We start from the raw sequence: 13,769 nt of genomic DNA on the forward strand, positions 1-13,769 counted from the left end.
TGATGGCACTACGCTTATCAGGCCTATATTCGATATGCGTTGCTGTTAGTTATTTCGAATCCGACGTGTATTCGTATTCGTAGTAGCCGTAATCCTGATACCCGCTCGCGCGGCGGAAGATCGAGTTGAGGATCACCCCTTTCACCTGAATGCCATTTTGCTCGAAGCGGCCCAGGCTGGTTTCCACCTCTTTCAGCGTGTTGACCGCATAACGCGCTACCATCAGCGTGGTTCCGACGTGGCGCCCTACGATAGCCGCATCGGTCACCGCCAGAATTGGTGGGGTGTCAATCAACACCAGGTCATAGTGCGAACTGGCCCAGGCAATCAGTTCGCCGAAGCGCTCGCTCATCAACAGTTCGGAAGGATTGGGAGGAATTTGACCGCGAGGGATCAGATCAAAATGCGGAATCGATGTCGGTTTAGCGCTGGATGAAATATCCCCTTTGCCAATGAGGATCTCAGACAGGCCGTTAACATTATTGGTCCCCAGCAGTTCGTGGGTATAGCCTTTGCGCATGTCGCAGTCGATCAATAGCACGCGTTTGTTAGTCTGGCTAATAACTGCCGCCAGGTTAGCGCAGACAAATGTTTTCCCAATCGACGGACTGACGCCGGTCAGCATCAATACGTTGTTACGCGCCTGCATCATGGCAAAGTGCAGGCTGGTACGCAGGCTACGGACCGCTTCTATGGCGAGATCCGTTGGATTCCCCACGGCCAGCAGTTGGCTTTGCTTGTAGCGTTTCAAACCTTTAATGGTCTGAACGTTATCACGCGCTTTTTGCCATTCAGACAGCGGAATACTGGCATACACGCTGATACCATGCTCTTCCAGCGCCTGGGGGCTTTCAATACCGCGATTAAACAGAGAACGCAGCAGTACGCCCACCACGGAAAGCATTAAACCGAGAATGATACTGCCGAGAATAATCAGCGCCGTTTTCGGCTTCAGCACGCCAGGCTGGGCAATCGCGGGATCGACAATGCGCACATCACCGACCGTACTGGCCTCGGTAATCTTCAGTTCCTGTTGCTTGTTTAGCAACTGCATATAGACCTGCTGACCGGACTCCACATCACGCGTCAGGCGAACAATTTCCTGCTGTGTTTTCGGCATCGCCGTTACACGCCCGTTCAGCTTACTTTTCTCATCTTCCAGCGCCTGGCGTTTTTCCAGCAGCGTGCGGTACGCCGGGTGCGCTTTGGTGAACAGCTTGGAAATCTCCGCTTCTTTAAAGGTCAGTTCATTCAGCTGCGCGTCGATATTCACCATCGAATCCAGCACCGCTTTGGCTTCCAGCGGCAAATCCACGGAGTCTTTATCCTGACGGAAGGCGTTCAGCTTGTTTTCAGCAACATCCAGGTGGTTACGCACTTCGGGCAACTGCTTGGCCAGAAACGCCAGACTTTTGGCGGCCTCTTCGGATTTACGTTCCACGTTTTGTTGCAGATAGTTACGGGTAATACTGTCGAGGATCTCGCGGATTTGCTCGCGGTCTTCACCGGTAAAAGTCAGGCTCAATACACCGGTATCTTTGCCTGTTTCCGCCACCATCAGATTATTTTGCAGGGTGTTTATCATGCCCAGCGTGGAGAATTTACGGACGGTAAATTGGCTCTCCGGGCTGGCATGAATCGCCTCAACCAGCATCGTCACGCCATCGTGTTCCAACACCTTGCCGACTTGCCCCCGAACGCTAAAACCCCCGTCACTCACCAGTTGATAACTTTTGTCATTCAGCACATTGAGCGTGAAGGTCTGTTCATTCATTGCCTTTGGCAGCGTGAAGGTAGTCACATTAACCGTTTCGTTCTGACGGCCCATCAGCCGGTCCCAGCCCGCGCCAAAAATAGGGAACGTATCTTTGGTAACGCCGATATCGAGGTTGAGATCGTCTACCGTTTTCCCTAATACCAGTCGTGACTGAATGAGCTGAATTTCCGCTTCCGAGGCCGGGGGTTTGTTCGACAACGCCGAGCCAATATCCTGCACCAATGAATTTCCAGTATTTTGCTCAATTTGCACCAGCGCGTCCGCACTATAGATGGGGGTGGCGAACAGTGTGTAGACCGCGGCACACAATGCAAAAGCCGCGGTAATGCCAAGTACCCACCAGCGGGCTTCCACCACCGTTGCGACCAGACGACCAATATCGATTTCATCATTGCCCGTTACTGGCGCAGCAGACTGTTTTACTTTTTCTGTCATCGTTTTCCCTGCTCTGCGTTCAGTGCCTGAGCCCATTGGCGGGCAGACCGTTCAAGTAATGTGTACACCGCGTCAAACGCATCACGGCTTTTACGATATGGATCGGGAATTTCGCGCTCGCTGTCCCAGTGACCAAAAAGCATCACTTTGCCGCGCATCTCCGGCACCATTTCACACAGGGCAGAGATATGGCGCTTTTCCATGGCCAGGATCAGGTCATACTCCCGGCACATTCGTCCCGAGATCTGCCGGGCACAATGATTATCCAGTGACAGGTTGTGCGCCTGCGCCACGCTAATGGCGCACGGATCCGCGCCTTTCCCCACCAGCGCCCCAAGACCGGCAGAAGAGACCGTCAACGCCGGGTGAAATTGCCTTAACAAGCGCTCTGCCGTCGGAGAACGGCAAATGTTCCCCACACAGACAACTAAGATTTTGTTAAACATGACGATTACCAGTTGTGAAGGTCGCTGGCCGTGTCCGTCATATAGCGAACACCGCTAATAGTCGGCAGCAACTGATTGATCAAACGGTTCCAGCGAGCAACCGGCGCAGTAGTGACGTACACCACATCGTATGGCTGGAGTCGGAATGATGTTGCCATCACCAGCGACGTCGCATCGGACATATCAAGCTGATAGATATTGGCGATCTTGCCGTTGTTCCCGCCCTCGTCTTTCAATGGTCGAATAACGAAAATACCGCTGGCATTGGAGGTGGTCAGGTCAATACCTTCGGCATTGCCCAGCGCTTCGGTAAGCGTCATGCCACTGAAGTCCATTTTGAGGGTGCTCTGTTTTTTCACTTCCCCCATTACAAAGACTTTCAGATCGTCATTACGCGGGACAAACAGAATGTCGCCAGGATAGAGCAGTCGGTTCTGGCTCAGGTCGCCATTTTGCATCAGTGCTTGCAGTGAAATGCGTTGCTCCTGCCCTTTATGAGTCAGCACAACGTTGCGCCAGTCTGCCGCTTCGGTGAGACCGCCTGCGGCGTTAATGGCATCGAGAACGGTAAGTGGCACGTTGGTGATGGCCTGCTGACCAGATTTGTTCACCTGTCCGGAGACATAGGCCTTCTGCGAGCGGAAAGCGGCGATATTAACGTCCACCTGCGGGTCAGCAATGTACTTCGCTAAGCGCCCGGTAATATCACTACGAATCTCTGCCAACGTTTTCCCTACCACGCTGACTTTGCCGATGTAGGGGTAAAACATCGTGCCATCAGGTTGTACCCAGTTGCCGGTATCGCTTGAGCTACGGTACTGCCCGGCTGGCGTGGTGAGTTCAGGATGGTCCCAGACGGTCACATTCAGGACATCCCCCGGACCGACTCGGTACTGATACCCGGCAATCTCCTGGTCCAGCGACATATTAGGTTGTGCAACATTTGGTCGAGGGCGTAATTGTTCTACCAGTCGTGGGGTGAGTGGATAAACATTCACCATGCGATCGATATCAAAATCAGCGTCCTGCTGTTTAATCACATCTTTGCCCATCGTAGACATATTGCTGCCCGGAAGCACGGTACAACCGTTTATCAAGATTACCGATACCAATACTGGTATCAATTTAAGTTTGGATTTCATCATTGATTATTTATCACTTTGGCAGAGTAATTATCACATGCAATCTAAATAGCGACTTCGCCTGTACGTATTTACCTTGCCGTTAATTGAAATGGAATTTAACTGGCATCAGTCCTAAAAAAAATGAATTCATCTGCGGTCTCTTGACAGAATAATTTAGGCTTGTTTCAGGCGACCAGACACGCTACCGCCCCTGGCTTCACTAGCTACCAATGCACTGATTAATTTAAATTTTTATCTCCTCCTTTATTTTCATCACATTTACAGCGGCAACGCATCGGGAATACGTGCCACTGGTTAATGAGGAAATATTTATCTTTTGATTATTACCGCAAGAATTGTTGCAGCTAAGCGAATATCAGGCAAGATAACAAACCACCCACACCAAGCTTTTAAGATTAATATTAAGTGTTGGATTTTTATATTTTTAGGATTTTATTGATGTTGACAACATTGATATAAAAACATCCCACCTGCGATATTTCCTAAATATATCTAGATTAATAAAATAATTTCCTGTAGTGACATTAAGGCTATTATCCTGCATCTGTTCTGATATAACCGACAGAGAAATCCCCTCTCGCCATTGCATTTTTCGCCAGTTTTACCCATGATCGAATTGTGACAATTGTCATACAACTATGGGTATAGCATTTACTATGGAATGGATTGCCGATCCGTCAATCTGGGCCGGACTGGTCACGTTAATCGTGATCGAACTTGTTCTTGGCATTGATAATCTTGTTTTTATTGCCATCCTCGCGGAGAAACTACCTCCTGCCCAGCGGGATAAGGCGCGTATTACCGGGCTACTGCTGGCGATGGTTATGCGCCTGCTGCTGCTGGCATCAATATCCTGGCTGGTAACACTGACCACGCCGCTGTTCAGCATTCGCGATCTCAGCTTCAGCGCCCGCGATCTGATCATGCTGTTCGGCGGTTTCTTCCTGCTGTTTAAAGCCACTATGGAGCTCAACGAACGGCTGGAAGGAAAAGACAGCGACAATCCCACCCAGCGTAAAGGCGCTAAATTCTGGGGTGTGGTCGCGCAGATCGTGGTGCTGGACGCCATATTCTCTCTCGATTCCGTCATTACCGCTGTTGGGATGGTCGATCACCTGGCCGTGATGATGGCTGCGGTGATTATTGCCATCAGCCTGATGGTGCTGGCGAGCAAGTCGCTGACGCGCTTTGTCAACAGTCATCCAACTATCGTTATTCTGTGCCTGAGCTTCTTGCTGATGATTGGTTTTAGCCTGGTGGCCGAAGGGTTTGGTTTCCATATCCCGAAAGGTTACCTGTACGCGGCCATCGGCTTCTCGGTGATGATCGAAGCATTGAACCAGTTGGCTATTTTTAACCGTCGTCGCTTCCTCTCAGCCAACCATACTCTGCGCCAGCGCACCGCCGAAGCGGTAATGCGGCTGCTGAGCGGGCAAAAAGAAGATGCCGAACTGGATGCCGAAACCGCGGCAATGCTGGCGGACCATCATGAAGGTCAGATTTTCGCGCCTCAGGAGCGGAGGATGATTGAACGTGTGCTGAACCTTAATCAGCGTACCGTCAGCAGTATCATGACCTCGCGTCACGATATTGAACACATCGACCTCAATGCTCCCGAAGCAGAAATCCGCGCCTTACTGGAAAAAAACCAGCATACGCGTCTGGTGGTCACTGGCGAAGACGGGCAGGAAGAACTGCTTGGCGTGGTGCATGTCATCGATTTGCTGCAACAGTCTCTGCGCGGCGAGCCGCTCGACCTGCGCGTCCTGATTCGCCAGCCGCTGGTGTTCCCGGAAACTCTGCCGCTACTTCCGGCGCTTGAGCAGTTCCGAAACGCCCGGACGCACTTCGCGTTTGTAGCCGATGAATTTGGTTCCGTCGAAGGGATTGTGACGCTGAGTGATGTGATGGAAACCATCGCCGGCAATCTGCCAAACGAGGTAGAGGAAATCGACGCCCGCCATGATATTCAGAAAAACGCCGATGGTTCATGGACCGCTAACGGGCATATGCCGCTGGAAGACCTTGTGCAGTACGTCCCTATCCCATTAGATGAAAAACGTGAGTATCACACCATTGCCGGGCTTTTAATGGAATATTTGCAGCGCATCCCAAAAACCGGGGAGGAAGTCCAGGTTGGCGACTATCGGCTAAAAACCCTGCAGGTGGAAAATCATCGCGTGCAAAAAGTCCAGCTGATACCGCTACACAGTGAAGAAGAGATGGATTACGAGGTGTAAGTCACGAGCCGGATGGGGCATTAGCCACCATCCGGCAATATGAATCAGAGCTTATCCAGCAACTTTTTAACATCTTTGCCGTTGCGGGAATCTTTATTGCGATCGGCCCAGTCATTCAGGCGACGTTTTGCTTCATCCTGCAGATGTTTACGCAAAAGCTGATCAACTTGCAGACTGTAGTTCAGTGACTGCCATTGACCATAGACTCTGAGAGGAACCGGGGTGGCCTTCAGGAAATTAATCAACTTACTTTCGCCATCCCAACCGCCCAGAACGCGAATGTTAAACAGCGTGTCGCAATTCTGCTTCACCAGATCTAACGTTCCTTTGCCGGTCAGTGCCAACATAGCGGACTCCCCTACCATGTTATCCAGCGTTACCTCACCGTTATCCAGCGTCATATCGGTTACAAAACGATCCAGACGGGTCACGTTCTCCATATTTTGCTGGGCTTTAGCATCTCCACCGCTACGCTCGACGGCCTGCTGTATCATCTGCTGGAAGTTCATCCCTTCCATTCGCGTATCGTTCATTTCGACATGGGCCTGCCCTTGCCAGCTGTGACGAAACGCCTGGGCGTCAATATCCGAGCCGGAAAAATCTCCCGCCAACGACAGCTTGCCGGTGAGTGCGATGGGGTAATCAAAGGCCTTCAGAATAGTGCCAATTTCAACACCTTCCAGGCGCGGATGAAATACCGCTCGCGGTTCTCCCTTTCTGGCATCCAGCGTACCGGGCAATGAGATCAGCCCGCCATCACTTTTTCCCTGCAACTGTGCAATGTTCAGTAAGCCGAACCGGTTGTCTATTTTTGCCGAGACATTCTCAAACGCCATTTTCCGCCACAGCACCTTGTCAGCCTGCAAAGCGATGTCTGCCGAAAAACCCTTGAGTCCCTGATACGAAACAGCATCAACCTGGGAAGCAATAACGGGGCGCGCCAGCGTTGACTGACTCTGACCTTGCTGAACTTCACCTTTTGCTGTCACCGCTGCGTCATGTTGTACGAGCAGGTTATCCAGATTGAGCTGACCAAATTTTAGGTCAACGGCCCATTCCGGTTTTTCCAACACGGCCACATGCGCTTGCCCGGAGAAAGAAGAGTCATTAGCGGTCAAATTTATCTGGCTAAATGAAAGCTGTTTTTTCTCTTCCAGCCATTGCGCCTGAAGATGTCCCTGACCGTTGATCCCCTGCGGCGGCAGATCGGCCCCCTGCAGTTGCCAGCTTAACTGTTCAATATTCGCAGATAAGTTGTGCGGGTAATCGGAGGCATCGACCGTACCGTTAAAGGATAACGCGAGATCGCGCTGATCGCGGTTCACACGCCCGGAGAAATCAAACGTGCCGCGGTGCTGGCTATCTTGTTCCATCTCCAGACGAATATCGCGAACGGTAACCTGTTCATCGTCTTCATGTTGGAACACCAGAACACTGTCGGCAACACGCAGACGGGCGATATCAAACGACCATCCTTTGTCTTCCGCCAGATCGGGCAACATATTGTCTTTTGGGGCAACGGGTGCATCTTTGCCGCGTACCGCCTCAGTTTGCGGGGTCAATTGAATCACTGCGCCTTTGAGCATCACCTGCTTCACGCTGAGTTGGTGGCTCAACAGCGGCCACAATGCAACGTCGAGACGCATATTATCAGCACGAACCAGGGGGTCGCTGGCGCCTTCAGCCGTTAACATCACTCGCCCTGAGAGGATACTCAGTTGCGGCCATACGTGCCAACGCAGGGGGCCATCCAACTGCAGCTGATACCCGCTACGTACGGCAACCTGCTTGACCATATACGCGCGGAAATCATTCGGATTCACCAACAGTACTAACGCAGAAAAACCGGCCACCAGCACGACCAGAAGAATCATCAGCGTCGTCAGAAATCGTCTCATGCTATCCCCAATAGACTGATAAACACTCAGTCTTTATCGATCCGGCTGGCAACGGCGCCCTGCTGGTCGCGATATTTCGCATCCTGACGACGGTTGTAGGGTCGCGCTGCCGGACCGGAAAGCGGTTCGAAACTTAACGCGCCAATCGGCATCCCCGGACGCAGAGCCAGCGGTAATTTTCCGGAGTTGTAAAACTCCAGTACGATACAGCCAGACCAGCCCGGATCGATACGGTGAGCGGTGACGTGTACCATCAGTCCCAGACGAGCCAGCGAAGAACGGCCATCTAACCAACCGACGAGATCGGAAGGCAGTGTCACGGATTCGAATGTTACCGCCAGTGCAAGTTCCCCCGGATGCAGGAAAAATGCTTCGCCGTCCTTAAGGACGATTTCATCACTCATCACGCGATCCAGCGCGGCGCTGACTTCATCTTTCGGTCCGCTTAAATCGATATACGCCGCCGTATGACCGCGGAACGTACGGAATTTGTTGCCAAGGCGCACATCTACCGTGGCGCCATTGATTCGCTCGACAGGAGGGCGTGGATTGATCGACAGGCGACCTTCATCCAACCAGGCTTCAATATCTCGGTCACATAAACGCATGGCACTTTCTCCTTTCGTGCTTCAAACCCTTAATGCCAGGTGCGTTAAGGGTGAACCAGGTTATCACTGAACGGTACACAATTCGCTGAACTTATTCAAAGAACTGACTGATTTTAGCCTTCAGAATATCGATGGCGATGCGGTTTTTACCCCCGCGCGGCACAATGATGTCGGCGTATTGTTTTGAAGGCTCAATAAATTGCAGGAACATTGGCCGGACGGTTTTCTGGTATTGCGCCATCACCGAATCCATTGAACGACCACGTTCGTTCACATCCCGCTTGATACGGCGCATCAGGCAAATATCCAACGGCGTATCAACAAAAATAGAGAAGTTCATCTCGTCACGCAAACGCGCATCCGTCAGCAGCAAAATGCCTTCCAGGATGATGACTTTCTTGGGTTCGATATGAATAGTGTCTTGCGTACGCGTGTGCTCAACATAGCTATATACCGGCAGTTCAATGGCAGAGCCGCGTTTCAGCGTTTGCAGATGTTGAAACAGCAGGCTATGGTCCATCGCGTTCGGATGGTCGTAGTTGGTTTTTACACGTTCTTCCATCGACAGATGGCTTTGATCTTTGTAATAGCTGTCTTCGGGAATAACGCCAATATGTTCGTCACCGACTTGTTCACGCAATTCGCGATAAAGAGTACTGGCAATAAGGCTCTTGCCGGAAGCCGATGCGCCGGCAATGCCGATAATGACGCACTGATGGGACTGATCAGTCATAAATTTAGCGACCTGATTAACCTGGATGTAAGGAAGGGCGGCGCCGAAACGCCAAACGCGGCAATTATAGGGATTTCAGCGGCGCGATGCCACCCCAGGCTGCACCAATGCTGTCCCTGTCGCAAATTAAAATGGTCAGATTTAGAACAGCCGCTATATTTATTCACCTGCCTTAGGAATTAATAGCTTGGGAGTGTTAATTTATGAGCAGCTGGCGTATAAATTGTAAATTGTTTGTACTAGCATAATCCCAGATTAAATGTGATGCGTCCGGCATCTCTGCTGGGCGACAACGGCTATTTGGGTAGAGTGGTAATGAGTAAACAATCCCAACATGTTTTAGTTACCTTACCCCATCCTCTACTGCGCCTGGCCAGTTTAGGTCTGGTGGCTTTCATCTTTACGTTGTTTTCGCTGGAACTGTCACGTTACGGCGCACAGCTTGCACCGCTGTGGTTTCCAACCTCTATCATGATGGTGGCTTTTTACCGTCACGCTGGAAAGATGTGGCCTGGGATCGCGCTGGCTTGCTCATTCGGTAGCATCGGCGCCTCTTTACTCTTCTTCCCCGGACAGTCGCTTAATTTCTCCTATACGGTCATTAACATTATTGAGGCTGTTGTTGGCGCAATGTTATTGCGTAAACTGCTGCCCTGGTACAATCCCTTACAAAATCTTAACGACTGGGCGCGTCTGGCATTTGGCAGCGCGGTTGTTCCGCCACTGCTGGGCGGCGTATTGATGTGGATGTTGTTGCCGAAGGAAACTACGTTAAATACCTTTCTCATTTGGGTACTGTCAGAATCCATTGGCGCACTGGCGTTGGTGCCGTTAGGTTTGCTGTTTAAACCACATTACCTGCTGCGCCATCGCGACCCGCGATTATTGCTTGAGACCCTGATTACGCTTCTGGTGACCTTAACGTTCAGTTGGCTATCCATGATGTACATTCCATGGCCATTTACCTGCGTTATTGTCCTGCTGATGTGGAGCGCTGTCCGTCTGCCGCGTATGGAGGCGTTTTTAATATTCCTCAGCACCGTGATGATGGTTTCGCTGATGCTGGCCGCCGCCCCTTCACTGCTTTACACCCCGAAACAGAACATGATGACGGACATCCCCTGGTTGCCGTTTTTGATGATCCTGTTGCCCGCCAACATGATGACCATGGTGATGTACGCGTTTCGAGCCGAACGCAAGAACATTTCAGAAAGCGAGTCACGCTTTCGCAACGCCATGGAATATTCCGCGATTGGCATGGCACTGGTTGGCACCGAGGGGCAATGGCTACAGGCCAATAAAGCCTTGTGCCAGTTTCTGGGCTATAGCCAGGAGGAGCTACGTTCGCTGACCTTCCAGCAGTTAACCTGGCCGGAAGATCTGAACAACGACCTTGAACAGCTCAACATGCTGGCACGCGGAGAGATTAATAGCTATTCCATGGAAAAACGCTATTACACCCGCGCGGGCGACGTCGTCTGGGCGTTGCTGGCCGTTTCGCTGGTGCGTCATAGCGACAACACTCCACTCTACTTTATCGCGCAGGTTGAGGACATTAACGACCTGAAGCATACCGAGTGGATTAACAAACGGTTGATGGAACGCATTACCCTCGCCAATGAAGCCGGGGGTATTGGGATTTGGGAATGGGAACTGCAGCCTGACGTGATCAGTTGGGATAAACGGATGTTCGATCTGTATGAAGTTCCCGCACATATCAAACCCAGTTGGCAAGTCTGGTATGAGTGCGTTGTACCCGAAGATCGCGAGTACGCCGAAAATGTGATTCGTGATTCGCTGGCCGCGCGGGTTCCGTTTAAGCTTGAGTTTCGTATCGCAGTAAAAGATGGCATACGCCATATCCGCTCGTTGGCCAACCGGGTGCTGAATAAAGACGGTGAAGTTGAACGCTTACTTGGTATCAATATGGATATGACCGAAGTGAAGCAGCTTAACGAAGCGCTGTATCAGGAAAAAGAGCGCCTGCACATTACGCTGGACTCAATCGGCGAAGCGGTAATTTGTATTGATGTCTATATGAACGTGACCTTTATGAATCCGGTCGCTGAGAAAATGAGCGGCTGGCAGCAGGACAGTGCCATCGGCATTCCGCTATTGACGGTACTACATATTACTTTTGGCGAGAACGGTCCGCTGATGGAAAATATCTACAGTGCTGACATGTCGCGTACGGCAATCGAGCAGGAAGTGGTCCTGCATTGTCGTAATGGCAACAGTTATGACATTCAGTACAGCATCACGCCCCTCAGCACCCTTGACGGCGGCAGCATTGGTTCGGTGTTGGTTATTCAGGACGTCACAGAGTCACGGAAGATGCTCCGCCAGCTTAGCTACAGTGCCTCACATGATGACCTGACGCAGTTGGCAAACCGGGTCAGCTTCGAAAACCATCTAAAACAATTGCTGCATTCAGTACACGACACGCGCCAGTGCCATGTACTGGTTTTTATCGATTTGGATCGTTTTAAAGCGGTGAACGACAGCGCGGGTCATGCCGCCGGCGATGCCCTGCTGCGTGAACTCTCTGCGCTTATGCTCAGCATGTTGCGATCCAGCGATATGCTGGCGCGCCTTGGCGGCGACGAGTTTGGTCTGTTGCTGCCGGATTGTAATATCGAAAGCGCCCGCTTTATCTCAGGACGCATCATCAGTGCTATTAACAATTACCAATTTATGTGGGAAGGCCGTTTGCACCGTATTGGCGCCAGTGCGGGAATTACGCTGATTGATGAGAAAAACCATGTCGCGACTGACGTTATGTCTCAGGCCGATATCGCCTGCTACGCGGCGAAAAACAGCGGCCGTGGGCGAGTCTGTGTCTATGAACCTCAGCAAAGCCAGGCCCATGCCGCGCGTAGCCAACTGTCATTGGATGAACAAAGACACACTATTACACACAACCCTATGCTGATGATCGCCAGAGGCGTTGCTTCTCCGCGTATACCGGAGACTTTTAGCTTCTGGATTATCTCGCTTCGCTTAGGCACCGCTGAGGGTGAAGTCATTGAAGATCAAGCCTTCCATGCCGGGTTGGTCGATCCCACGTTGAGTCAAGCGCTCGATCGTCGGGTATTCGGCGAGTTCTTCCAGAGTGCTGCCCCGGCTGTCGCCAACAAGGGCCTCAGTATTGCCCTGCCCCTTTCCGCCGCCGGCCTGCTCAACACAGAGCTGGTAGATGAGCTGCTGGAGCACTTGCAACGCAGCCCGCTACCGCCACGATTGCTGCATCTGACCGTTCCATCAAGCGTCATCAAAACAAACCCAACGCAGGCGGTATCCGCACTGCATCGACTGCGCCAGTACGGTTGTCGAATTGTGTTAAGTCAGGTTGGTCGCGACTTAGAGCTTTTTGACAACCTGAAATATCACATTGTCGATTACCTGTTGCTCGACAGCGAGCTAAGTGCCAGCGCTCCCGGCAACCTGATCGACGAAATGTGGGTGTCCATTATCCAGGGTCATGCTCAGCGCCTGGACATAAAAACCATCGCCGGTCCGGTGCAACTGCCGCTCATCATGGATACGCTTTCAGGCATCGGTATTGATATGATTTATGGCGATATTATTGCCGACGCCCAACCGCTGGATCTGCTACTGAATACCAGCAATTTCGCCATCAACTGACGGTTGCCAACCATCCGTATACCAGATATGCAACAGCGCATAGGAGCGCCAGGGTTTCCAGCGCTCTGCATACCGCCGGATCTGGGCTGGTGTCATGCCGGGAAAACGCTGCTTAATCAGATAATCATCCGGCAGAAAAACGTCCTTCGCCTGCCAGCCGCGCAGCGCAAAGTAGTTGGCGGTCCAGCGCCCTATCCCGGGAAATGTTTGTAGCTGCTTAACGCCTTGTTCGATATCGGCAGGGGCTGTTGTCGCGAGCGTTCCTTCAAGGGTTGCATGAGCAAGGTGAATCAACGCTTCAGCGCGTTTGAGCGGCATTCCTAACGTTTTCAGGTGCAGCGGATCGGCGTTGGCAAGCTCTTCTGGAGAGGGAAAACACACATACTCGGGCGCATCCTCCAGCGTATTGCCATAAGCGTGCGCTACTTTCGCTGTCAGTTTTGCGGCCATCGCCACGCTGACTAACTGCCCTAAAATCGCCCGTACCCCTTGCTCAAAAGCATCGACACATCCCGGCAGGCGCAATCCCGGACGCGCCGCGCCGAGGTTACCCAGCGCGCCGACAATTTGCTGCGGGCAACAGGAAAGATCGAACAAGCGCGTTATTTTTGCCAGGCACTCAGAGGCTACAGGCTGTAACCCTGAGCTCAACGTCACGTGTAGCACGTTGGCGTGCAGATCCGGGACAACGCTTACCAGACCACGATGCTCCCCTACGGACAGACTTCGGACATAACTCAGTTCTTCTACGGTTTCGACACCTTCAACCGCACGGGCGGCAAGAAATCCCAGCATCCAGGGCCAGTCATAAGGCGGTTGCCAGCTCAGCGTGAACATTCGGT

Annotated in this window: 9 protein-coding genes; 2 read left to right on the plus strand and 7 right to left on the minus strand. The window is 51.9% G+C overall.

Features of this window, described 5'->3' with window-relative positions; translation table 11 throughout:
• Nucleotides 1-49: 49 nt before the first annotated feature.
• From wzc to C2U41_RS12770, 3 genes are read right to left on the minus strand one after another with little or no spacing between them, the layout of a single operon-like run.
• A complete protein-coding gene (wzc, locus tag C2U41_RS12760; protein WP_103848829.1) occupies nt 50-2,212 on the minus strand; it encodes a tyrosine-protein kinase Wzc in 2,163 nt (720 codons plus the stop codon).
• The gene (wzb, locus tag C2U41_RS12765) at nt 2,209-2,658 is read right to left on the minus strand and encodes a low molecular weight protein-tyrosine-phosphatase Wzb (RefSeq protein WP_003036763.1); all 450 of its coding nucleotides are present in this window, start codon (nt 2,656-2,658) and stop codon (nt 2,209-2,211) included. The genes wzc and wzb overlap by 4 nt, the downstream gene beginning before the upstream one ends.
• Before the next feature lie 5 nt (nt 2,659-2,663).
• Nucleotides 2,664-3,803, minus strand: a complete 1,140-nt coding sequence (locus tag C2U41_RS12770; protein WP_096878442.1) for a polysaccharide export protein — start codon at nt 3,801-3,803, stop codon at nt 2,664-2,666.
• Between the two features lie 656 nt (nt 3,804-4,459).
• Between C2U41_RS12770 and C2U41_RS12775 the strand changes: the two genes are divergently transcribed.
• Entirely contained in the window at nt 4,460-6,043 is a 1,584-nt protein-coding gene (locus C2U41_RS12775) for a TerC family protein (RefSeq protein ID WP_003841782.1), read from the plus strand.
• Nucleotides 6,044-6,087: 44 nt separating this feature from the next.
• On the opposite strand, the gene asmA is transcribed toward C2U41_RS12775, so the two are convergent.
• The 3 genes from asmA to udk form a co-directional block, all read right to left on the minus strand.
• On the minus strand, nt 6,088-7,941 hold the full coding sequence (gene asmA / locus C2U41_RS12780; RefSeq protein ID WP_103848830.1) for an outer membrane assembly protein AsmA: 1,854 nt from the start codon (nt 7,939-7,941) through the stop codon (nt 6,088-6,090).
• 26 nt (nt 7,942-7,967) lie between these two features.
• Nucleotides 7,968-8,549, minus strand: coding sequence for a dCTP deaminase (gene dcd / locus C2U41_RS12785; RefSeq protein WP_003036774.1), 582 nt, complete (start codon nt 8,547-8,549; stop codon nt 7,968-7,970).
• Between the two features lie 91 nt (nt 8,550-8,640).
• Entirely contained in the window at nt 8,641-9,282 is a 642-nt protein-coding gene (gene udk, locus C2U41_RS12790; protein WP_003036776.1) for a uridine kinase, read from the minus strand.
• A 315-nt stretch (nt 9,283-9,597) separates the two neighbouring features.
• On the opposite strand from udk, the gene C2U41_RS12800 reads away from it, so the two are divergent.
• Nucleotides 9,598-12,927, plus strand: a complete 3,330-nt coding sequence (locus C2U41_RS12800) for a diguanylate cyclase (protein WP_032948115.1) — start codon at nt 9,598-9,600, stop codon at nt 12,925-12,927.
• Here the strand turns inward: C2U41_RS12800 and alkA are convergent.
• A complete protein-coding gene (alkA, locus tag C2U41_RS12805) occupies nt 12,895-13,764 on the minus strand; it encodes a DNA-3-methyladenine glycosylase 2 (protein ID WP_003841772.1) in 870 nt (289 codons plus the stop codon). The two genes, C2U41_RS12800 and alkA, sit on opposite strands and share 33 nt — an antisense overlap.
• Between the last annotated feature and the right edge of the window lie 5 nt (nt 13,765-13,769).

The organism is Citrobacter freundii complex sp. CFNIH4 (assembly GCF_002934505.1).
Lineage (GTDB): Bacteria > Pseudomonadota > Gammaproteobacteria > Enterobacterales > Enterobacteriaceae > Citrobacter > Citrobacter freundii.